This window comes from Pedobacter suwonensis, from assembly GCF_007833675.1.
In the GTDB taxonomy this organism is placed as follows: Bacteria; Bacteroidota; Bacteroidia; order Sphingobacteriales; family Sphingobacteriaceae; genus Pedobacter; species Pedobacter suwonensis.
The window spans coordinates 888,913-911,465 of record NZ_CP031708.1 but is presented as its reverse complement, the minus strand read 5'-3'; the positions used below and the strand labels follow the sequence as shown (position 1 = coordinate 911,465).

Annotated in this window: 18 protein-coding genes and 1 tRNA gene; 11 read left to right on the top strand and 8 right to left on the bottom strand. The window is 40.3% G+C overall.

Annotation, left to right across the window (positions count from 1 at the left end):
- Positions 1-366 precede the first annotated feature (366 nt).
- From DV942_RS03640 to DV942_RS03630, 3 genes are all read left to right on the top strand, one after another.
- Positions 367-1,581, top strand: coding sequence for a M12 family metallopeptidase (locus DV942_RS03640; protein ID WP_090985362.1), 1,215 nt, complete (start codon positions 367-369; stop codon positions 1,579-1,581).
- A 169-nt stretch (positions 1,582-1,750) separates the two neighbouring features.
- A complete protein-coding gene (locus DV942_RS03635) occupies positions 1,751-2,089 on the top strand; it encodes a hypothetical protein (RefSeq protein WP_186462417.1) in 339 nt (112 codons plus the stop codon).
- Positions 2,090-2,128: 39 nt separating this feature from the next.
- Entirely contained in the window at positions 2,129-3,664 is a 1,536-nt protein-coding gene (locus DV942_RS03630) for an IS1182 family transposase (protein WP_145855352.1), read from the top strand.
- Positions 3,665-3,837: 173 nt separating this feature from the next.
- Here DV942_RS03630 and DV942_RS03625 read toward each other — a convergent pair whose 3' ends face one another.
- From DV942_RS03625 to DV942_RS03615, 3 genes are all read right to left on the bottom strand, one after another.
- Entirely contained in the window at positions 3,838-4,233 is a 396-nt protein-coding gene (locus DV942_RS03625) for a c-type cytochrome (protein ID WP_134203795.1), read from the bottom strand.
- A 359-nt stretch (positions 4,234-4,592) separates the two neighbouring features.
- On the bottom strand, positions 4,593-5,774 hold the full coding sequence (locus DV942_RS03620; protein ID WP_145855350.1) for an AIR synthase-related protein: 1,182 nt from the start codon (positions 5,772-5,774) through the stop codon (positions 4,593-4,595).
- Positions 5,775-6,500: 726 nt separating this feature from the next.
- Positions 6,501-8,675, bottom strand: a complete 2,175-nt coding sequence (locus tag DV942_RS03615; protein ID WP_090985644.1) for a glutamine synthetase III family protein — start codon at positions 8,673-8,675, stop codon at positions 6,501-6,503.
- A 202-nt stretch (positions 8,676-8,877) separates the two neighbouring features.
- On the opposite strand from DV942_RS03615, the gene DV942_RS03610 reads away from it, so the two are divergent.
- Complete coding sequence (locus DV942_RS03610) at positions 8,878-9,726, top strand: energy transducer TonB (RefSeq protein WP_186462416.1); 849 nt, start codon at positions 8,878-8,880, stop codon at positions 9,724-9,726.
- Positions 9,727-9,742: 16 nt separating this feature from the next.
- On the top strand, positions 9,743-10,090 hold the full coding sequence (locus DV942_RS03605; protein WP_145855346.1) for an FEKKY domain-containing protein: 348 nt from the start codon (positions 9,743-9,745) through the stop codon (positions 10,088-10,090).
- Between the two features lie 394 nt (positions 10,091-10,484).
- Here DV942_RS03605 and DV942_RS03600 read toward each other — a convergent pair whose 3' ends face one another.
- Positions 10,485-11,870, bottom strand: coding sequence for an IS110 family RNA-guided transposase (locus DV942_RS03600; protein WP_244950821.1), 1,386 nt, complete (start codon positions 11,868-11,870; stop codon positions 10,485-10,487).
- Positions 11,871-12,341: 471 nt separating this feature from the next.
- Positions 12,342-16,025, bottom strand: a complete 3,684-nt coding sequence (purL, locus tag DV942_RS03595) for a phosphoribosylformylglycinamidine synthase (RefSeq protein ID WP_145855344.1) — start codon at positions 16,023-16,025, stop codon at positions 12,342-12,344.
- Positions 16,026-16,208: 183 nt separating this feature from the next.
- On the opposite strand from purL, the gene gloA2 reads away from it, so the two are divergent.
- The 5 genes from gloA2 (at position 16,209) to fbp (ending at position 20,805) form a co-directional block, all read left to right on the top strand.
- Positions 16,209-16,589 carry an SMU1112c/YaeR family gloxylase I-like metalloprotein gene (gene gloA2 / locus DV942_RS03590; protein ID WP_090985378.1) on the top strand — a complete coding sequence of 127 codons (381 nt, stop codon included), beginning with the start codon at positions 16,209-16,211 and terminating at the stop codon, positions 16,587-16,589.
- 52 nt (positions 16,590-16,641) lie between these two features.
- Positions 16,642-17,292 (top strand): tRNA1(Val) (adenine(37)-N6)-methyltransferase, encoded by a 651-nt coding sequence (locus tag DV942_RS03585; protein WP_244950820.1) that lies wholly within the window; start codon positions 16,642-16,644, stop codon positions 17,290-17,292.
- Positions 17,293-17,371: 79 nt separating this feature from the next.
- Positions 17,372-19,171: a serine hydrolase gene (locus DV942_RS03580; RefSeq protein WP_145855340.1), complete on the top strand. Its 1,800-nt coding sequence runs from the start codon at positions 17,372-17,374 to the stop codon at positions 19,169-19,171.
- 43 nt (positions 19,172-19,214) lie between these two features.
- Complete coding sequence (locus tag DV942_RS03575) at positions 19,215-19,706, top strand: metallophosphoesterase family protein (RefSeq protein WP_145855337.1); 492 nt, start codon at positions 19,215-19,217, stop codon at positions 19,704-19,706.
- Positions 19,707-19,725: 19 nt separating this feature from the next.
- Entirely contained in the window at positions 19,726-20,805 is a 1,080-nt protein-coding gene (fbp, locus tag DV942_RS03570) for a class 1 fructose-bisphosphatase (RefSeq protein ID WP_145855335.1), read from the top strand.
- On the opposite strand, the gene rnhA is transcribed toward fbp, so the two are convergent.
- Complete coding sequence (gene rnhA / locus DV942_RS03565; protein WP_145855333.1) at positions 20,802-21,275, bottom strand: ribonuclease HI; 474 nt, start codon at positions 21,273-21,275, stop codon at positions 20,802-20,804. The genes fbp and rnhA overlap by 4 nt on opposite strands.
- 177 nt (positions 21,276-21,452) lie before the next feature.
- On the opposite strand from rnhA, the gene DV942_RS03560 reads away from it, so the two are divergent.
- A tRNA-His gene (locus DV942_RS03560) sits at positions 21,453-21,526 on the top strand.
- 87 nt (positions 21,527-21,613) lie between these two features.
- Here DV942_RS03560 and DV942_RS03555 read toward each other — a convergent pair.
- Both DV942_RS03555 and DV942_RS03550 read right to left on the bottom strand, forming a co-directional pair.
- Complete coding sequence (locus DV942_RS03555; protein ID WP_244950819.1) at positions 21,614-21,847, bottom strand: transposase; 234 nt, start codon at positions 21,845-21,847, stop codon at positions 21,614-21,616.
- Complete coding sequence (locus tag DV942_RS03550; RefSeq protein WP_145855331.1) at positions 21,841-22,317, bottom strand: hypothetical protein; 477 nt, start codon at positions 22,315-22,317, stop codon at positions 21,841-21,843. The genes DV942_RS03555 and DV942_RS03550 overlap by 7 nt, the downstream gene beginning before the upstream one ends.
- Between the last annotated feature and the right edge of the window lie 236 nt (positions 22,318-22,553).

The window sequence follows — 22,553 nt, the reverse complement described above, 5'->3', positions numbered from 1 at the left end:
TTATTCGGTATGCCTATAAAAACTTATGATATCATTATAATATGAGACGTGAAAGAAGATCACAAAGTTTTATCTCTTGAATGATAGTTTTAAGTAGTATTGCCTGTAATAATAATTATCTAATTTAATATAACAATTTCTTAATAGTAAATCTGTATTTTTAGAATGGAAAACAAAAAACATGATGAATGCACACTCTCTTTGAAATATTCTTTTCGCCGATTAGATTATCGTCTGCTTTAAGCAGTTTCTCTCACCAGATCTAATTAAACTCTATAAAACTAACTTTCGTGCTTTTCCATAAGAACTTTATTGTTTTACCATTTAACATCAATTAATATGAATTAATTTTTTAAACAGTTAAACATGAAAAAGATCTATCACGCCCTTGCAGCGCTCGTTATTTTGATCAGCGCTTGTAAAAAAGAAACTTCCGTGCAGCAGGAAAAATCTCAAAACACTCGAGGAAAAGTTATTACCTATCATTTGAAGAATGGTGGACAGGTTACCGTTCAAATTAACAGTAGAGGAGAATATGTTGTTGGAGGAGATGTAATTTTATCCAAAGACCAAATTGCTTATTTAGAATTTAATAAGGTTGGTAATAATAAGGTTGCAACAACAGAAAGCACATTTACAGCTGATTTTCAAAAACTGTGGCCAGGTGGTATTGTTTACTATGTCATCAATGATGCCACACATAGTTCAGATATTTTAAATGCGATGAGCGATTGGGAGGCTAGCACGCCAATACATTTTGTACAGCGCACAAACCAAGCTAATTATGTGAATTTTCAAGGAGCTCCATCCAATGGAGGAGGAGATTCACAATTAGGTATGGTGGGTGGACAGCAACTCATTAGATTATCCACTGGTGCAGATAAATCTACGGTTATTCATGAAATTGGTCATGCCGTGGGATTAATGCATGAACAAACCAGAACTGACCGCGATCAATATATTAACATTGATTTCAATAACATTAATAATGATTGGATAGATCAATACAAAACCTATGATGTACTTGGAAAGTCTGGATCTCAGATAGGAACATTTGATTATAATTCCGTAATGTTATATCCTTCAAGTGTGTCTGAAGCTAGAGTCGGCTCAAATACAGCGCCACAAATGACCAGAAAAGATGGCTCCACGTGGGGTTACAATAGTTTTCTTTCACAAGGAGATATAGAAGGGGTTAATGCTTTATATAAGCTTATATATTGTAAGGTAAGCACCTCCCGAGGTGAGATTTATCAAATGGACGATTGGAATGAATCTTATGATGATAATGTAAATATTGAATTTTTTAGTGACCCATCATTAAGCACCCCCTTACCTTTACCGAGAAATGTTATTATCCGAGTTTCTTATGTTAAAGTAAGTTATCCGATCTCCGAACAAGCAGTTACCAATTATATGTATTATGATGTTGAAATTCCTCAAGGATATAATAGCTATAGTGCTGGTATGGAAAACCGTATACACTATAATGGAAATATGGGAATACAGGCCGGAAGTTACACTATGGGTTTAACCTCTATTGGCATTATGAATGCCTTTAGCTCCGTATCTTACCATTAAATATTTGTAACTGATACTGAGATTAACGACATCCAAATTGTCCCAGCTGAAAGGTTGGGGCTTTTTTGATAAACCTAAAACCATTTCCTCCTGAATGCGATTTTATAGTTAGCCTAGTTATTCAAAACTAATTTATAAACGATGAGTGGTTCAAGACAAACCCATAACCATGCCACCATTAAAAGCATGGGCAGAGAAACATGACGATGTACCTGCTGTAATTGCAGATACAGCCAAAAAAAGTGAAGGAAATGTTTTAAGGATACATTTTCCTAAACATATCGATAGCAAATCCGATTTAAAAGAAACAGATTGGGATACTTTCTTCAAAACTTTTTATGAACATAAGCTCGATTTTCTTTATCAGGAAAAAAAAGCTAACGGTGAAGAAAGTACCTTTCATAAATTTGTAGCAAAGATTAAAAAACAAAAGAGGCTGTCTCAAAAAGGCAGCCTCTTTTGTTTGGATAAAAAGTACACTTTTTGTCGGTTAATCTTGCTTTATTGAATTGAATTTCAGATATTTATATATAAATAATTGAGATTTATGGCTGTCCAAAAACCTGTTTTCAAGCCTTATTACCAGGGCCAGATCATGGCTATTCCGCCCACGCTTGATGAGCTCGTGGCGAAAGGCCATCCTGTCCGGATTGTAGACGACGTCATCAACCGGATCAATATCCAGGGGCTTTTAAATGCTTACAAGATTAAGGGTGCTTCAAGCTATCATCCACAAATGCTGTTGAAGGTTCTGGTATATGGCTATCTAAGCAATGTATACAGCAGCAGAAAGCTGGAGGTGGCCTGCAGGGAGAACATCAACTTTATGTGGCTGAGCGGGATGAGCTATCCCGACCACAATACCATCAACCGTTTCCGTGGCGCCCGCCTTAAGGAAAGCCTTCGCAGCGTATTCGAGGAGGTGGTAAAACTGTTGGCTGCCGAAGGCCTGTTGAGCATTGAAGAAGTTTATACCGACGGCACCAAGATAGAGGCCAATGCCAATAAATACACTTTTGTATGGAAAAAGGCCATCCAGACCAATAAGGAAAAGATGAAGAAAGCCCTGGGTGAAATCTGGCAATATGCCCAGAGCGTTGCCAAGATGGAAGACGGCTTGCCCGAACCACCGGATTTTACCGATATTGATACCCAAAAGGTACAGCAGACGGTGGATACGCTCAATGCGGTATTGTCAGAAAAACCCGGTCTGGACAAAAAGGTCAAAGCGAAGCTGAAATATGTAACCAGGGAATATCCGGAAAAGATGGCAGAATATGAACGTAAAGAAGAAATACTGGGGAACCGGAACAGCTTTAGCAAAACCGATGAGGATGCGACCTTCATGCGCATGAAGGAAGACCACATGCGCAACGGACAGCTCAAACCAGGTTACAACGTACAGATATCAACCTCCAACCAGTTCATCGTAAACTATACCATTCACCCCAATCCCACTGATACCACCACTTTAAAGGAACATCTTGAACAGCATGAGGCCAGTTTTGGCAGAACCCTGAAAACCCTTACCGCAGATGCAGGCTACGGAAGCGAGGAGAATTATGAGCTGTTGGAAGCGAACGGGATTGAAGCCTATGTAAAATATGGCATGTTCGATAAAGAGCAGAGTGAAGCCCACAACAAAAAAAAACCATTTGCCCGGGACAGGTTATTCTACAATCAGGAGCAGGACTGTTATATATGTCCGATGGGCCAAAAAATGCATTATATCGGAGACAGCACGAGAAAAACAAGTACCGGTTTTGAGCAGACCAGCAAAAGGTACCAGGCAAAGAACTGCGTTGCCTGCCCACTCAACGGTGCCTGCCACAAATCCCAGGGAGATAGGATCATAGAGGTCAACGAGAACCTAAAGCGGCATAAAGCAAAAGCATACCGGCTACTCAACAGTGACAAGGGAATCGGGAAACGAAAGCAGAGGTGTCATGATGTAGAACCAGTCTTCGGGAATATTAAGCAGAACCACGGGTTCCGCCGCTTCATGCTCCGGGGCAAGGAAAAAGTGGCAATAGAATGGGGATTACTGGCAATCGCACAGAATATCAGAAAAAAAGCAGCATAAAAGGCTCGCTTTTGATGTTTTTTAACAAATTGATAGCTCAATAAACATTTCTAGCCAGCAATGAACAAATAACACACAGAATTATTTAAACACAAAAAAAAGCTGTCTCGTGTATTTTGAGACAGCCTCTTTTGTTTTTAATAATAAAACGTTCCAATTAGGGCGTATATTTTTTATTTCGCTGGTTCAGTTTTACCATTATGGCAGGTGATACAGGCGATTTTTGCAATAGTGTTGCCTTCTTTCATAGCCTCATGAAAATATTTTTTATTGATTTTAGCGGTCATACGCATCATCTCCCGGGCAGTTTCCTTTTCAGGTTTTTCATCACTGGCAAAATCAAGCTTTCTGGGATTGTCTTTCATCGGCGCGTGGCAATGGCTGCATCGCACGCCTAAGGCAAGCTTAAAATCGTCCATTACTTTATCCAGTTCTTCCTTGCTGATATTTTTGGGCAATACCTTTAAATTCTTTGCTTTTGGTTCCGGTTCGGGTTTAGGCATAAAAGCGCTCAGGCTTAATATAAGGCAAGCCATTAGGCCCATTACGATGGTCTTTTTATAATTCATGTTCTGTTGATTGGTAGAACTAATATAAATCTTTTTATGATACAGATATGACTTTTGCAGATTGTAATGGATTTATTGCATTATTGATGTTTCAGTGATCGTCATCCGATTATTATCGGAGCCGCTCAGGTGGGAAGCACGATTGCTCAGCGAAGCTAATCATCATGATGTGATGGACTCAGAGGCAATGATTTCCAATTGACTTTTCAACGCTTCAATATATCCCGATCATATAACAATTGAATCAAGTTGGGGACAACGGATAATCGATGGAAATGAAGTCCTCAGCCCAGGGATGAGAACCAAAAAAAGCCCTAAACGATGTGTTCAGGGCTATGATTGATGGAATAATTTAAAGTTTAATTGTAAACAAATGTTCCTTTTTCGCTATCAATGGTTACCTGCTTTTGGTTACCTTTTTCTACACGGCCAATAATTCTGGCATCGATATTAAAACTTTTTGAAATTTCGATCAGGCTATCTGCAATTTCCTGTGGAACATAAAGCTCCATTCTGTGCCCCATATTAAACACTTTGTACATTTCTTTCCAATCGGTACCTGATTGTTCCTGGATCAGCTTAAACAGCGGAGGAACAGGGAATAAATTGTCTTTTATAACATGGATATCGTTATTAACGAAATGGAGTACCTTGGTTTGGGCACCACCACTGCAATGTACAATACCATTAATCTGATTGCGGTGTTTCTCTAAAATCTGCTTAATCACTGGCGCATAGGTACGGGTAGGCGAAAGTACCAGTTTGCCAACGGTTATTTTACCATGACCTTCAATTTCAATTTCATCGGTTAGTTTTTTACCTCCTGAAAAAACCAGGTCAAATGGCACTGCCGGATCGAAACTTTCAGGGTAGGTATTGGCGATTGATTTTTCGAAAACATCATGACGGGCAGAAGTTAAGCCATTTGAACCCATACCGCCATTATACTCGGTTTCGTAAGTCGCTTGCCCCGAAGAGGCTAAGGCTACAATGACATCACCAGGTTTAATATTGTCGTTGCTGATAATTTCTTCACGTTTTAAACGACAGGTCACGGTAGAATCGACAATAATGGTACGAACCAAATCGCCCACATCGGCTGTTTCACCACCTGTTGAGTAAATGGTAATGCCCTGTTCACGTAAATCGGACAGAATCTCTTCCGTACCGTTAATTACGGCGGCAATTACCTCACCGGGAATGAGGTTTTTATTACGCCCGATGGTTGACGACAAGAGGATGTTATCGGTAGCACCTACGCAGATCAGGTCATCAATGTTCATAATGATGGCATCCTGTGCAATTCCTTTCCAAACCGAAATATCGCCGGTTTCTTTCCAGTACACATAAGCTAACGATGACTTGGTACCTGCGCCATCAGCATGCATGATGTTGCAGTATGCCTCATCACCACCTAAAATATCGGGAATGATTTTGCAGAATGCTTTTGGGGAAATTCCTTTATCGATGTTTTTGATGGCATTGTGCACATCTTCTTTTGAGGCAGAAACGCCACGTTGATTGTACCTGTTATCACTCATGTTGCCGCAAAGATAGTTGTTTAAGGTGGAAGGTAAAAGGGGAGAAGATAGAAAGTCTGAAGTCCGGAGTCAGAAGTCCGGAGTTGATAGATCGAATATCGGTATGGAGTAGAGGTTTAATTTTTTTAGGGTTGGTTTAAATATATAATTTGAAGATGTTTTGGAAGTGAGCGGTCGTTTTTCATGGCGGCCTGCAGCCCCGCTTTTCCTCCTGCCGTTTTAAAATTTTGGAGGGTATAAAAATGTTTTGATAAAAACGGCATCCGTACAATCGGGCTTATGATACTAAGTTTGGTTCGTTGTGGCAGGATTTTTCTTTGCACCGCCTGTTGTTAAATAAACCTGATCCGATGGCCATCGGATGAATGGATGCTGTTAAGGATGAATTTGAGAAGTTGAAAGATTCTACAGCAGGAAGGAAAGCAGGACTATCTGAACCGATGAGCAGGGGTATTGCTTTCCAAAAAAAACTTTTGCCTTTTATAATTATACGTTTTAGATCCTGAAACAAGTTCAGGATGACAAGACGAGGGAGGATGCTATTTTATCATTTCCTAAATCTTTAACCACCTTAAGGATTTAATGACATATAAGTTAATGGATATATGTATAGCGATCGTTGTAAGATTGCTTCATCGTTCCTCTTCGCAATGACGAATTTATGAAACGAAAAAGGGCGTAAAGTTAAACCTTACGCCCTCTGATTTAAACCTTAAGGCTTAAAATCTATTTCATGAATAATAATTCTCTGAATTTTGGTAAAGGCCAAACGCTATCATCAACAATTTGCTCTAGCTTATCAGCGTGGTAGCGGATGGTATCGAAGTAAGATTTAACTTTCTCATCGTAAGCAATCGCTTTTTCACGGGTATCTTCCAGTTTGTTGGTTACTTTACGTTCTTCTAACATCGCATCGATATTGGTTTTAACGATATCCAGGTGCTCAGATAGTTTTTTAACAATTTCTAAAGAAGACTTACTGTCTATACCCAATTCTTTTAATCCTTTAACGTTTTCAATTAATGAATTTTGGTAAGCAATTACAGCAGGGATGATAGACGTATTGGCTACTTCGCCCATTACTCGTGCTTCGATCTGTAATTTTTTGTAGAAGTTTTCCAACATGATTTCATGACGGGCATGAATCTCACGCGAGCTGTAAATACCGGTTGTTGCAAATAACTCAGCCGATTTTTCAGTTAAATAAGCATCTAACGCTTTTGGTGTGGTTTTGATGTTTGATAAACCGCGTGCAGCAGCTTCATCTTCCCACTCCTGGCTATAACCATTACCTTCGAAACGGATTGATTTAGATTCTTTGATGTATTTTTTGATCACCGTTAACAAGGCGATGTCTTTTTTATCACCTTTTTTGATCAATTTATCTACTTCAGCTTTGAATTTAATCAACTGCTCAGCCATAATCGCGTTTAAGATCGTCATCGGAGCAGAAGAGTTTGCAGAAGAACCTACCGCTCTTAACTCGAATTTGTTACCTGTAAAGGCGAAAGGAGAGGTACGGTTACGATCAGTATTGTCCAATAAAATCTGAGGGATTTTAGGGATACCTAACCAAAGTGCATTATCTTCTTTAATTTTTTTGCTGATACGTGAGTGCTCGATCTCATCTAATACATCGTTCAATTGTGAACCTAAGAAGATCGAGATGATTGCCGGTGGCGCTTCGTTTGCACCTAAACGGTGGTCGTTGCTTACCGATGCAATACTTGCACGTAATAAATCTGCATGCTCGCTCACTGCTTTAATGGTATTCACAAAGAAAGCAAGGAACATTAAGTTGTTTTTCGGCGTTTTACCTGGTGCCAATAGGTTTTTACCGGTATCGGTAATTAACGACCAATTGTTGTGTTTACCTGATCCGTTGATGCCTGCATATGGTTTTTCGTGTAATAAAACACGGAAGTGGTGACGACGGGCAACTTTTTCCATCAAATCCATCAACAATTGGTTGTGGTCGATTGCTAAGTTGATTTCTTCATAAATCGGTGCACACTCGAATTGAGAAGGAGCAACCTCATTGTGACGGGTTTTTAAAGGAATACCTAATTTCAGGGCTTCGTTTTCGAAATCTACCATGAAAGTGAATACACGCTCAGGGATTGAACCGAAGTAATGATCTTCTAATTGCTGACCTTTGGCAGACATGTGTCCGAATAATGCACGGCCGGTTAACAATAAATCAGGGCGGGCGTTAAACAACGACTCATCAACAAGGAAATATTCCTGCTCAATACCCAAAGAAGCATTTACTTTGGTGATGCTTTTATCGAAGTATTGGCAAACATCAACAGCAGCTTTATCTAAAGCAGCTAAGGCTTTTAATAAAGGTGCTTTATAATCTAAGGCTTCGCCTGTATAAGATACGAAAACGGTAGGAATACAAAGGGTTTTACCGGCTTTGCTTTCCATAATGAAGGCTGGAGATGAAGGATCCCAAGCGGTATAACCACGGGCTTCGAAAGTGTTACGGATACCACCGTTAGGGAAACTAGATGCATCCGGTTCTTGCTGAACTAAAGCGCTGCCTGAAAATTTTTCAATTGCACCTTCACCGCTAGGCTCAAAAAACGAATCATGTTTCTCGGCTGTAGTACCGGTTAAAGGCTGGAACCAGTGTGTATAGTGGGTTGCTCCGGCAGCCATTGCCCATGATTTCATGGCAGTAGCAATCTGGTTTGCGTCGTCTGCATTAATTAACTCACCTTGATTGATAGATGAAATTAATTTCTCATACACGTCTTTAGATAAGAAATCTCTCATTTTTTTCTTATCAAATACATTAGCGCCAAAAAAGTCAGAAATTTTAGCAGAAGGAGATTTAACTTCAGGCGAAATTCTGTTTTGAGCCTCTTTTAATGCGATGGTTCTTAAGCTTTTCATTAATTCGTTATGTTTTTTGTCAAAAATAGCATATTTTATCAATTCAAGTAAAATAATCACAAAAATTATATCAGTTTTATTGAAAATGAAATAAAAAAATGTTTTTCAGGTGAGAAATTTCATTTTTTGTAACGAAAATAGATTTTTCGGATGTTTTATGGAATCGAAGATTTTGTTGCATCATGCTATAAAAATAAAAGCTATGTTCAACTCTTCAATTAACGTATACAAGACCGAGTGGCTTGATCTTGTATTTGCAGACCGCAACAAAAACTATGGTGCTTACGATTTAAGATCCAAATCATCGTCGATTATGACGAGGGTACTTTTCGTATCAGGCAGTTTATTTGTACTGGCCTGTTTTTCGCCTTTGATTTATAACAGGTTTTTCCCTAAAGAAGATGTAGTGGTAGAAAAGGCAAAGGTTATTGATTTAACTCAGGTGATTCACCAAATGAAACCGAAAACGCCTGAACCGGAGAAAAAGGTTGAACCTGCAAAAGCCGATCTGGTTAAAGTCAAAACCATTGCACTTCCATCACAGGTAGTTGTGGTGAATAAAGTGGATCTTCCTGATCCGCCCACCATTAAAGAGATTGAGCAGGCCGTGATCAGCGATAAAACGCAAGATGGTATTGTTGCACCTAATTTGGTCATCAGCGATAATAAAGGCAGTGGCGATGGTACAGGTACAGCCAAGGATGGAGAAGGTACCGGCGATCCAAATGCGATTATAGATGCTATAGGAGTTGATGAATATCCGGAGTTTAACGGCGGTGCCAAAGCCTGGTCTAAATATATGGAGCGTAACTTAAGATATCCGTATCAGGCACAGGAAGATGGTATTCAAGGTAAGGTATTTGTAAGCTTTGTGGTAGAGAGAGATGGTTCCGTTACAGATGTTAAGGTGCTAAGGAGACTCGGTTACGGTTGTGATGAAGAAGCTATTAAAGTGATCAAAAAATCTCCACTCTGGAAACCTGGCAAAAACAAAGGTGTTCCGGTGCGGGTGAGGTACAATATGGCCATTAATTTTCAGATTTCTAATTAAAATTGCTAGCTAAACCATGAAAAAGTACACGTTAATCTGGATGATCTTATGTTTGATTTCGGTACACTTAAGTGCCAAACCTTTATTGTCCGCTGATCATATTAAAACAGAGAGCATTAAACAGGCCAATGCCGATATTAAAAATGGCAAGATCAAATTCCTGATTCAGGGTGGGATTGTATCCACACGTAAAGGCCAGGAGTTGTTTGAGCAAAAATATGGTGTAGTCTATCAGGATTTGGGTTGTGTAGGACCTTCGGCCATCAGGATTGAAGATTATAATAAAGTAGTCGCTTCTTTTATGGATAAAAAATATGGGAAAGCCTGGAGAAAAGAAGTGAGGAAGGATGTGCAGGGGATATGATGGGGATGGATGATGTAGGATGGTAGATGGACGATGTAAGAAGATGGATGATGTGGGATGGAAAATGGATGAAGGTTATCTTTCGACCTTACCTGTGCCATCTTACATTATTCCTTAACAACGTTATTGTTTTGAGGTAGATGTAGGTTTAGTTGAACGGTTCGGGCATTGCTCAGACCGTTTTTTTTGTTAGATGTGATACCCTGAGGGATAATTTATTGTATAAAAAATCAATATGATTGACAGTAGCATCTAATTGAAATAAACCTCCGAGGATCGTCATTGCGAGAAGGCTTTTTCAGCCGACGAAGCAATCTTTATAACAAGGATCATTGGGATGAAAGATTGCTTCGTCGTTCCTCCTTATAATGACGTTCATTTAAGTTGTTAATTATCAGGCTACTTTTTGAATGATGTATCCCATATTTGCTTCGTCCTTTAATAGTCTAGCTATCCTTTTAGCCTCGCGAATCTCCAAATTCTGTTGTATCTTTTTGGGATCAAAAGCTTCCTTTTTGAGCACCATGTTATAAAAGATTATAGCTAATTTCCTAGCTATAGCTTTTATCGCTTTAGCTGCCCCTTTTGTTGCGGCCAGTTTTCGATATTGCTGCCCAATTGGCCCTTTGTTTTGCCACAAACTATTTGCGGCAAGGCGAAAGGCCTGGGTGGCGGGATTATTGGTGCTCCGTTTCTCGTTGCCTATTTTCCTGCCTCCTGATATTTTAGGCCGGGGGGATAGATTCAGCCAGCTTGCAAAGTGTGATGCCGTGGGCCATTTTCTCATATCGTTCCCCGTTACTGATAGAATGGCCAGCAAACCAATTTCATCCAGGCCGTCCACAGCGGTAAGGTCTACACCAAATATGCTTTCCAGGTAATCGCTGAGGTTGAAATGGTATTCGTTCTTGCGGGCTTTAACTCTTTTATCACCTATAACCGCTAGTGCTTTATCCGGATCAGAAACAGGAACCAGTTTTTGCAGTGTAGCCTCAATATAATATTCATACTCCAGCATCTGGCTTTTGTGGAAATCATAGGCTTTCATCATACTTGCAAGAATATGGATATGGTGTTCCTGATAATCACCTTCCAGTGAACTCATCAGGTCTTCAGGGCTTGCTTTTAAACGGTTCAGGCCGACAAGACTTAACAGAGTTTCAGGCTTGCTCACCCCAGAAATGATAGCCCGCAATATTTTCATTCCAGCAACGCCCTCGATATCACTGATCAGGTGCTGGAACTTTATGTTCATCAGGGTAAGGGTTTTTTGGATGCGGTTTAGTGTATCGCTTTTCAGATCCTGACAGGTTTTTCTTTCATGCACATAGCGCCGTAGCTGTCGATATAGCTCATTGGCAATATGTGAACTGCGGATTAAGCCGTGAGCGAGCAACTGATGCAGCCATTGCGCATCGTTGATATCAGTTTTCTGAGCGCTTACATTCCTGTAGTGGCTTGGATTGGCCATCAGAACCTGAATGCCATGGGATTCCAATATACAGTAAAGTGTTTTCCAATATTCGCCGGTTGCTTCCATTACTACCTGCTCAACCCCTTCCCCTTGAAGTAGTTCTGAGAGTTCCACAAGGCTCTGGGTAAAACTGTTGAACTCCCGAACATGAATCATATCATTACGGTCGGTATAAGATACAACCATAAGCATACTGCCAACGTCAATACCAGCAGATCTTGGGTACAGTAAGCCAAACCGTTCCATTTTCAGACCTTCTCTGCTGGAGAATTCCTTTTTCTTTTTGATTTTACTAACTTTGCTCATCTTATTTCTAATAAGTAAGCAGGGCAAGCTCTGAAGTTCTATAAATGTTTAAGCTTAAAAGCGTGGTAAACTTCCATCAGGGAGAGTTCCCAACAATATTTATTTCAAAGAACTACAGTCCCAAACTCGCAATCAGGCTCTCTCTTCAAAGGCTCCAGGTTAGGTACGGGGTATGTAGCTTACCCTGCTATTTCTCACAAAATTAAAACTTAATCCGATTAGAAATAAAACAAAACGTCATCCCCATTTTTTTCAAGGTGAAGCCATGATGATGACTCGCAATAACGAATTTTTTAGAAAGTCTGTCAATGGTAACTTGTTTCAGGGGCTGTTAATAAATTTTAATTTAGTTATGGAGAGTTGTCAACTTTCTTGCGGCTATGCTATTAAGTTGACAACTCTATGGGTTACGATAAAAAAAATGGATGATGGTTTTAATTCCATCATCCATTTTACCTCTTCCATTTAATACTATCCTTTGTTTTCAATCCACTTCCTGGCATTCACAAAGGCCTCCATCCATGGTGAAACATCGTCTTTACGGCCTGCAGGATAATTTGCCCAGTGCCATTGGAACAATGAACGTTCAATGTGTGGCATCATCACCAGGTGACGGCCGGTTTCATCGCATAACATGGCGGTGTTGTAATCGGAACCGTTCGGATTGGCCGGATAAGTTTCGTAAGCATATTTGGCTACAATTTTGTACTGATCTTCTGTGTATGGTAAAGAGAATCTTCCTTCACCATGCGATACCCAAACCCCTAAAGTGCTGCCGGCAAGGCTCGATAGCATTACCGAATTGTTTTCCTGCAGGGTTAACGAAGTGAAAATACTTTCGTGTTTGCCGCTTTTGTTGTGCAACATTTTAGGTTTATCGGTATGGTCTTTATTAATCAAGCCCAGCTCAATAAACAATTGACAGCCGTTACAGATTCCCACAGATAAGGTGTCAGGACGGGCAAAGAATTTCTCTAAAGCAATTCTCGCTTTCTCATTATATAAAAATGCACCTGCCCAGCCTTTCGCCGATCCTAAAACATCAGAGTTAGAGAAACCGCCCACCGCACCGATAAACTGGATATCTTCTAAAGTTTCCCGGCCGGTAATTAAATCGGTCATGTGAACATCTTTTACATCAAAACCGGCTAAATACATGGCGTTTGCCAGTTCGCGCTCAGAATTACTTCCTTTTTCGCGGATAATAGCGGCTTTTGGTCTTGGCTTCGTTTCGTCGATTACCGGTTTTTTACCATCAAAAGTAAGCGGGAAACTGTAATTTAAAACATGGTTTTTATAATTATCGTAGCGCGCTTTGGCTAAGCAGTTGCCGGTTTGTCTGCTGTCTAACAAGTATGAAGTTTTAAACCAGACATCGCGTAAATGGTCGATATCAAAACTAAAGCTATCACCAGCATTTTTAACTTCCAGTTTGGCCGTAGTGTTTACTGTACCAATTTTGTGGAAAGCAACGCCATTTTCGGTTAAGGTAGCCTCTGCAGCAACATCAGCCTGGAAAACAACGGCAATATTCTCGGCAAAAAGCAATTTAGTGCTATCCTGCTCGGCTAAAGCTGATAAATCGAGTTGGGCGCCTAAGTCACGGTCGGCAAAACACATTTCCAACAGCGTTGTAATTAAACCACCGCTGCCAACATCGTGTCCGGCCTGGATTTGACCTGCCTTAATTAATTGTTGTAAGGTATTGAATGCGTTTTTAAATTTCGCTGCATCTTTTACGTCAGGTGTTTCGGTACCTACTTTGTTTAAAATCTGTGCGAAAGATGAACCGCCCAGCTTATAGCTGTCGGTAGACAGGTTGATGTAGTAAATGGCGCCACCATCTTTTTGTAATACTGGTTCAACCACTTTAGTAATATCATCACAGTTGGCACCTGCAGAAATAATCACCGTTCCTGGTGCAATTACATCACCATTGGCATATTTCTGTTTCATCGATAAGGAATCTTTTCCGGTTGGAATGTTGATGCCCAAATCGATTGCAAAATCAGAACAGGCTTTTACAGCTGAATATAATCTGGCATCTTCACCTTCGTTTTTACAGGCCCACATCCAGTTGGCAGAAAGCGAAACGCTTTTCAAACCCTCTTTTAAAGGTGCCCAAACAATATTTGAAAGTGATTCGGCGATGGCGTTGCGGCTACCTGCAGCCGGATCGATCAGTGCTGAGATAGGTGAGTGGCCAACTGAAGTGGCAATACCTTCTTTCCCCTGAAAGTCTAAAGCCATTACACCGCAGTTGTTTAACGGCAATTGCAACGGACCGGCGCACTGCTGCTTGGCTACGCGTCCACCCACACAGCGGTCAACTTTATTGGTTAACCAATCTTTAGCAGCAACGGCTTCTAACTGAAGCACCTGTTCTAAATAAGTATTTAATTCGCTGTTGTTATAGGTGATGGCTTCGTATTTACGGTCAACTGTACTGTCTTCCATTACAATTTTAGGCGAGCTGCCAAACATGGCAGCCAGTTCTAAATCCATCGGCTTTAAACCTGTAGTGGCCGATTTAAAAGTGAAACGGTGGTCGCCTGTAACTTTACCAACGGTATACATCGGTGAACGCTCGCGATCGGCAATTTTTTGAAGGGTTTCGATATGTTCGTTACCGATTACCAATCCCATTCTTTCCTGCGATTCGTTACCGATAATTTCTTTGGCCGAAAGGGTAGGATCGCCCACCGGAAGTTTATCCAGGTTAATCAAACCACCGGTTTCTTCAACCAGTTCTGATAAACAGTTCAGGTGGCCACCTGCACCATGATCGTGGATGGAAATGATCGGGTTATGATCGCTCTCTACCAAACCACGAACGGCATTGGCCGCACGTTTTTGCATTTCCGGGTTTGACCTCTGAATGGCATTTAATTCGATGCCGCTGCCGTGCTGACCAGTATCAGCAGATGAAACTGCTGCGCCACCCATTCCAATTCTATAATTTTCGCCACCTAAGATTACGATATTATCGCCCTCCTGTGGTTTAAGTTTTTGCGCCTGACTGGCTTTGCCATAACCAATACCGCCCGCAAGCATAATTACTTTATCAAAACCAAGGGTACGGTTATCTTCTTCGTGTTCGAAAGTTAAAACCGATCCGGTAATGAGCGGCTGGCCAAATTTATTTCCAAAATCGGTAGCACCGTTTGAGGCTTTGATCAGGATATCCATTGGCGTTTGGTACAACCATTGCCTTTCTTCTACACCTTGTTCCCATGGGCGGTTTTCTTCTAAACGGGAAAGCGCGGTCATGTAAACTGCCGTTCCGGCCAAAGGTAAAGAACCCTGTCCACCTGCTAAGCGGTCTCTGATTTCGCCTCCTGAACCCGTTGCGGCACCGTTAAAAGGCTCTACAGTGGTTGGAAAATTATGTGTTTCTGCTTTTAAAGAGATTACGGAATCAAAATCGCTTAAAGTGTAAAAATCAGGCTGATCGGCACGTTTAGGTGCAAACTGTTGTACTTTTGGCCCTTTAATAAAAGCAACATTGTCTTTATAGGCCGAAACGATATCGTTCGGGTTTTCTTCAGAAGTTTTGCGGATCAGTTTAAACAAAGAGGTAGGCTGCTCTACTCCATCAATTACAAATTTTCCGTTAAAAATTTTGTGGCGGCAGTGTTCTGAGTTCACCTGTGAAAAGCCAAATACTTCCGAATCGGTTAAGGGCCTTTCTAATTTTTGTGCTAATGTATTTAAATAATCAACTTCTTCGTCGCTTAAAGAAAGACCTTCCTGTTTATTATAGGCAGCAATATCGGTAATTTCTAAAATGGGTTCAGGCTTGATGTTGATGGTATAAATATCCTGGTCAATGTTATCGTATTTTTGAGAAAGCATCGGATCGTAATCGGCAAAGGTTTCGTCAACCTTTTTAAATTCTTCGATCCTGATTACGCCCTGCATGTCCATATTCTGGGTAATTTCTACCGCGTTGGTACTCCATGGCGTAATCATAGCTGCCCGTGGCCCAACAAAAAAGCCTTTTAGGGCTGTTTCCTGTGAGATCTTGGCGCCGCCAAATAACCATTCGAGTTTAGTAATATCAGTAGTAGAAAGCGCTTTGTCTGTTTGCAAAACAAAAACCGTCTGCGATTGCCCTTCGACAGGCTCAGGATGACTAGAGAAGAAATGAATCATGCTTTTTTTTTGAAGTCGCAAATTTAGCGTTTTTAAATTTAATGAGTGAAGGAATGAGGGATTGAATGATAGAATTTTGAACGATTTTAAAATAATGGACGAATGATTGAGTTTTGAATTCGAGAATGCAGAACTTTGCAAATCATTTAATCATACACTCATTCTTAAATTCAATCATTACTTATGCTACGAATCCACCACATTGCTATTATCTGTTCTGATTACGAAAGATCGAAAGATTTTTATGTGAATAAACTCGGTTTTACGGTGTTGGCCGAAGTGTACCGGGCAGACCGGAAATCATACAAGCTGGATCTGGCGGTAAATGGTGTTTATCAGATCGAGCTTTTCTCTTTCGAAAATCCACCGGCAAGGCCGTCGCGGCCCGAGGCTCAGGGTTTGCGGCACCTGGCTTTCGAAGTAAAAGATATTCAGCAGGAGATTGACAGGTTAAATAAACATGGAATTATCACTGAGCCGATCCGGATTGATGAATTTACGGATAAGCGCTTTACTTTTTTTGCCGATCCGGATGGTTTGCCACTGGAATTGTACGAGGTTTAGGATGAGTATTTTTAGGTTTAAGCAATTTGAGGTCGATCAGACCGGCTGCGCCATGAAGATCAATACGGATGGCGTTTTAATCGGGGCCATGGCCAATCACCAGAATCCTAAAAGGATACTGGATATTGGAACAGGTACGGGGGTAATTGCCTTGATGCTGGCACAACGTTTTCCTGATGCACACATACATGCGGTTGAAATCGATGAGCAAGCGGCGAAAACTGCTGAACGGAATTTTAAACAATCGCCATTCAGTCATCGTTTAACGGTCAGTAATACAGCAATTGAATACTATAATTCGCCTGATAGATTTGATCTTATTGTGTCTAATCCACCTTTTTTTGTAAATGACCTTAAGAATGAAGAGGTGCGGAAAGGGATTGCCAGGCATGCTGCGGAAGGTTTTTTTAGCATGCTGGTGGCAAAGATCAGTGAATTGTTGACGGATGAGGGACAGGTCTGGCTGATTCTTCCCATAAAACAGGCTGAAGATGTGGTTATGCAGGCCGGATATTACGGAATGGAGCTGATGAAAAGCATATATATCCATTCCGACCGATCAAAGGCCGCTTTCAGGCAAATGATATGCCTGGGGAAAAATAGAACGGTACTACAGGAAAGTGATTTCTATCTTTATGAAGACTTAAAGGTGCATACGGCTGAATATAAAATACTGCTTAAAGATTTCTTTTTGGCTTACTAAGAAAATAGAATTTACATGTTTTCTGATATAATCTCATTATCATTTGTAATTTAGGTGGTGTAATCTCATCCAACTTAAAATGAAACGTATCTTAAATGTTTTGCTATTATGCTTCTTGGTATTGTCGTCACTGGCTCAATCAAAAAATCAAAAAAATGATGATCCTTTAGCGGGGATCGACACGTTATTTAACCGAATATTAAAAGATCAGGTTGCTGCAGGTTTCTCGGTAGCGGTTGTTAAAGGAGATGACATTATTTACAGTAAAGGTTTTGGCTACCGCGATGTGGAAAATAAAAAACCGGTTACGCCGAATACACTTTTTGCAATTGGTTCGAGCAGTAAAGCTTTTACGGGTTCTTTGTTGGGTTTACTCAGAAAAGAAGGAAAACTGACGTTTGAAGATAAGGCCGTAAGTTTGCTGCCACAACTACATTTTTATAGTGAAGAAATGGATAGCCAGATTATTCTGCGCGACCTCATGGCACATAGAACCGGATTGTCGAGATACGATTTTTCGTGGCTTTTGTTTAATACAGCCAATAGAGATAGCATTATTGCGCGGGTAAAATACATGAAGCCCAGTGCTGCTGTACGCGAAAAATGGTTTTATAATAATTTTATGTACCTCGCTCAGGGAATGATTGTAGAGCGATTGACAGGTAAAACCTGGGAACAGAATATAAAAGAAAAGTTCTTTATTCCATTAGAAATGAACCGCTCTAATACAGATATCAAAGCTTTTAAGGAAGATAGCGATGCTTCCTTACCTTACACAGTTGCGAAGGGGAGTGAGATTAAAAAGGTAGATTACTATAATATTAATGGGATGGGGCCGGCGGGTAGCATTAACAGCAGTGCAAACGATATGGCCAATTGGTTAAAGGTGTGGGTTAGTGGAGGTGTTTTTAAGAAAAAGGAGATACTGCCTACTGATTATGTCCGAGAGGCTGCAAGTTCTCAGATGGTAATGTCAGCCGATTTGCCTGCCGAGCATAACGACATTTTTCTAGCCAATTATGGTTTAGGTTGGATGATTGGGTCGTATAGGGGGCATTATATGGTAGAGCATGGTGGAAATATTAATGGTTTTTCGGCAAATGTTGCTTTTCTTCCATCTGATCAGTTGGGGATAGTGGTGTTAAGTAATCAAAACGGTTCGCAGGTTCCGGCAGTTGTACGCAATTCTATTGTGGATAGATTGCTTAACCTTAAAACAATCGATTGGAATGGAGAAGCCATGAAAAAGATAAAGGCCAACATGCAGGTTAATAAGGGCACTAAGAGTACACCTATATTAAACACGATTCCTTCGCATCCACTAAAAGACTACGTTGGTTCATTTGATAACCCGGCTTATGGCACAATTAAGGTTTGGCAAGAGAAAAATGAGCTATATACCCTATTAAGTGATGAAAAAGTGTTGCTTAAACATATGCATTACGATGTTTTTGATCCAAAATCTATTGATAAAAACGGAGTAGTGGATACCGTACAGAGTAATCTGATGTTTAACTTTTCGGGTGGGGTAGACGGTAAAATACAAGGTATAGGCATTTTTTTAGATGGCAGCGATAAGCCTGTGATGTTTGATTTTAAGCCGGAAGCAAAAATACTATCGCTTAAAGAACTTCAAAAATATACCGGTGAATATGCTTTAGGTCAAATCACGGTGAAAGTCTATTTAAAAGGGAATACGTTGATGGTACATGTGCCTGGGCAGCAAGAATATGAAACGATAGCTACTGAAGCGGATACATTTAACCTAAAGGCACTTAAAGGGTTTAGTGTTAAGTTTGATGTTGCTGCAGATAAGCAGGTAAATGCAGTGTCTTTTATACAGCCGAACGGCATATTTAAGGCTATGAAGGAAGAATAATCACGTTATAACCTCCTTGAAAAGGTTGAAAAATAAAAATAGTTTGAAAAAAATAGGATTAATTTCGGATACCCATGGTTTTTTAGACGATGCAGTTTTTAAGCATTTTGAAAGTGTGGACGAAATCTGGCATGCCGGCGATTTTGGTCAGGATGTAGCTGCACCTCTAGCCGCCTTTAAGCCTTTGCGTGGAGTATTTGGAAATATTGATGATGTGGTAATCAGAAATGACTTCCCAGAGAAAAATCGATTTAGCTGTGAAGGGGTGGATGTATGGATGACGCATATTGGAGGATATCCGGGTAAATACTCTTCCTGTGTAAAGCCTGAAATATACACTAACCCTCCAAAATTATTTATTACCGGGCACTCGCATATTTTGAAAGTGATGTTCGATGAAAAGCTGAAATGTTTGCATATAAACCCCGGTGCAGCGGGGAAACATGGCTGGCATAAAGTGCGAACCCTGATCAGATTTTGCATTACTGACGAAAATATTCATACCTTAGAGGTTATAGAATTATCGGGTAGATAATGTAAAATATACACTAAGCATGGTTTGTGGCGTTAAAACACTAGGACAATTTATTATAGAAAAACAGGCAGATTTTCCCTATGCCAAAGGCGAGCTGTCAAGGCTGCTGAGAGACATTGGTATCGCAGCCAAAATTGTTAACCGCGAAATTAACAAGGCAGGTTTGGTCGACATCCTGGGTGATGTGGGAACCACTAATATTCAGGGCGAAGAACAGAAAAAACTGGATGTGTATGCTGATGAACAATTTATCGCCGCTTTAACCAGTGGCGGGGAATGTTGCATTGTTGCTACTGAAGAGGAAGATGAAATTATCCATATCGACTCACCGGTTTCTCAAAATGCAAAATACATTGTATGTATCGATCCTTTGGATGGTTCTTCAAATACCGATGTAAATGTTGCGGTAGGTACGATTTTTTCTATTTACAGGAGGAAATCTTTTGAAGGCAGGGCCAGTTTAGCCGATGTGCTGCAGAAAGGTACAGAGCAGGTGGCTGCTGGTTATGTCATTTATGGCTCTTCTACCATGCTTGTTTATACTACAGGTAAAGGAGTGAATGGTTTTACGCTCGATCCATCAATAGGTGAGTTTTGTCTTTCGCATCCGCAGATGAAAATACCTGAAAACGGCTATATGTATTCTGTAAACGAGGGTAATTATGTGCATTTTCCGGATGGGGTAAAGAAATACATTAAATATTGCCAGGTAGAGGATGAAGCCACAAAACGGCCTTACACTTCGCGTTATATCGGATCTATGGTTGGTGATATTCACCGCAATTTGATTAAAGGCGGCATTTATATTTACCCCACCACTTCACGCTCGCCAAATGGTAAGTTAAGGTTATTATATGAGTGTAACCCAATGGCCTTTATTATTGAGCAGGCTGGGGGCAAGGCCAGTACCGGTTTCGAACGGATACTGGATATTAATCCGACTGAATTACATCAACGCGTGCCGATTTTTATCGGCTCCAAAAATATGGTAGAAAAAGCGGAAGAAATGATGCTGTTGTATACGGCAAAATCAACCGCTAGCGAGAATGATGTAGATGCTAAACTGGAAGATCTGAATGTAATTGGCGGGTTGGATTAAAGTAAGGTAGCTTTATTTCTTTCTGCTTCGAAAATACTGTCTATAGCCAGGTTTGCTTTATCTTGAGAAGCAAATACGGCCAGCCGGTCGCAACGTTCATTTTCAGGGTGGGCGTTGTGACCTTTAATCCAAACGAATTTAACTTTATGGAGCTTATACAGCTCAAGGAACCTTAACCAGAGGTCTTTGTTTTTTTTGTCTTTAAAACCTTTGCTCACCCAGCCGAAAACCCATTTTTTCTCCACGGCATCAACCACATATTTAGAATCGGAATAAACGGTTGCCTCCTGGTTTAAGCTTTTTAATGCTTCTAATCCTTTGATTACAGCTAATAATTCCATTCGGTTATTGGTGGTCATCCTGAAGCCGCCACTTAATTCCTTATAGTGTTGCCCTGCTCTTAAAATGGTACCCCAACCGCCTGGTCCGGGGTTTCCGCTAGCTGCTCCGTCTGTATAAATTTCGATCATAAACGTGGTAAAGTTATGTTTTTAGGTTTAAAATCGCCTATTTTATCTGTTGCTGAAATTTTTTTTCAAATTCAAATAATTGAATGTTAAGGAATTAAAAATTTCTTGTAAAAACATTTAAAAAAATATTTGCAGGGAATGTGAAAAGTCGTACTTTTGTGACATCAAAAAAACACGGTGGCTGTAGCTCAGTTGGTTAGAGTATTGGTTTGTGGTGCCGAGGGTCGTGGGTTCGAGCCCCATCAGCCACCCGAAAGCCCTTTAAGATATCTTAAAGGGCTTTTTTGTTTTTAGGTGATTTTGAAATCATTTATTACAGGCAACAGAGGGATCAAGGATCAAGCGGAATTCTTGGGGGGTATCATTTCAAGCATATATTTTCGATAATCTGAATAAGAAGAATTTAATATCTCTACCCCTCCGGATGTTGCTCTAAAAGCTTTGATCTTTGCATTGAAAGATTCTGCAGAGGCATTCGTGGATCTGTTAATAAAAAAATTTAGGATATACAGATAATGCGATTGAATTGATCTGGCAACAGTCCTAAAGGAATCAATACCGCATTCTAGCATTCCAGTTTTATGGTTTTATAATCGTTTTCATCAATATCACCTAGCGACAATAGCTCTCTTGCCTGTGTAAGCTTATTGTTGTTTTCTGTAAGCTGTTTGGCCTGATAGGTTTTATATTCCTTGTTCTTCAAGGTATCGCTGGCGTATTCATCCAAAATCACCATTTTGAATAGCTCGGCAGTTTTTGCATTTAGGCTATAGTCATCCAAAAATTTAACAAACTGTTTATTAACATCTTCTGCTTTATACCTGCATTCACATTTAGAAGAGCAGTTCTGGAAAGAACAGAATAACACCGGAGAGCAGTAGGTTGAGGAGAAGACCAAGTCATCAACATTGACCTCGCGAATGATCGTGCAGGCCTTCCATTCAGGATTCACTTTGGATGGCGTTGAGCAGTTCATGGGTAGCCAAGAACTTCTTCTGGCATCCAAGTTTAATTCATCTGAAAGCAAACTGATATCGCACATTAATGAAACTAGTTGTTTTACTACTAATTTGATCGTGGCCTTAGACTAAATGATAGAGATATGTAACTCATTTTGAACACAAAAAAAGCGCTTTGAACAAATACAGACACTATTAGTCATGGAGTTTTGTACTTCACATTTCAATTAAAGAATATGAAATACGAAAATTCTAGGAAATATAAGGGGGAAATTTCTGAAGTTATTAACAAGAGCAAAATTCTGCCCAAGATTTGCCC

Coding starts and splice junctions, on each gene's coding strand:
- DV942_RS03640 (WP_090985362.1), top strand. CDS start 367: ATGAAAAAGATCTATCACGCCCTTGCAGCGCTCGTTATTTTGATCAGC.
- DV942_RS03635 (WP_186462417.1), top strand. CDS start 1,751: ATGCCACCATTAAAAGCATGGGCAGAGAAACATGACGATGTACCTGCT.
- DV942_RS03630 (WP_145855352.1), top strand. CDS start 2,129: ATGGCTGTCCAAAAACCTGTTTTCAAGCCTTATTACCAGGGCCAGATC.
- DV942_RS03625 (WP_134203795.1), bottom strand. CDS start 4,233: ATGAATTATAAAAAGACCATCGTAATGGGCCTAATGGCTTGCCTTATA.
- DV942_RS03620 (WP_145855350.1), bottom strand. CDS start 5,774: ATGAGTGATAACAGGTACAATCAACGTGGCGTTTCTGCCTCAAAAGAA.
- DV942_RS03615 (WP_090985644.1), bottom strand. CDS start 8,675: ATGAAAAGCTTAAGAACCATCGCATTAAAAGAGGCTCAAAACAGAATT.
- DV942_RS03610 (WP_186462416.1), top strand. CDS start 8,878: ATGTTCAACTCTTCAATTAACGTATACAAGACCGAGTGGCTTGATCTT.
- DV942_RS03605 (WP_145855346.1), top strand. CDS start 9,743: ATGAAAAAGTACACGTTAATCTGGATGATCTTATGTTTGATTTCGGTA.
- DV942_RS03600 (WP_244950821.1), bottom strand. CDS start 11,870: ATGAGCAAAGTTAGTAAAATCAAAAAGAAAAAGGAATTCTCCAGCAGA.
- purL (WP_145855344.1), bottom strand. CDS start 16,025: ATGATTCATTTCTTCTCTAGTCATCCTGAGCCTGTCGAAGGGCAATCG.
- gloA2 (WP_090985378.1), top strand. CDS start 16,209: ATGCTACGAATCCACCACATTGCTATTATCTGTTCTGATTACGAAAGA.
- DV942_RS03585 (WP_244950820.1), top strand. CDS start 16,642: ATGAAGATCAATACGGATGGCGTTTTAATCGGGGCCATGGCCAATCAC.
- DV942_RS03580 (WP_145855340.1), top strand. CDS start 17,372: ATGAAACGTATCTTAAATGTTTTGCTATTATGCTTCTTGGTATTGTCG.
- fbp (WP_145855335.1), top strand. CDS start 19,726: ATGGTTTGTGGCGTTAAAACACTAGGACAATTTATTATAGAAAAACAG.
- rnhA (WP_145855333.1), bottom strand. CDS start 21,275: ATGATCGAAATTTATACAGACGGAGCAGCTAGCGGAAACCCCGGACCA.
- DV942_RS03555 (WP_244950819.1), bottom strand. CDS start 21,847: ATGCTAGAATGCGGTATTGATTCCTTTAGGACTGTTGCCAGATCAATT.
- DV942_RS03550 (WP_145855331.1), bottom strand. CDS start 22,317: ATGTGCGATATCAGTTTGCTTTCAGATGAATTAAACTTGGATGCCAGA.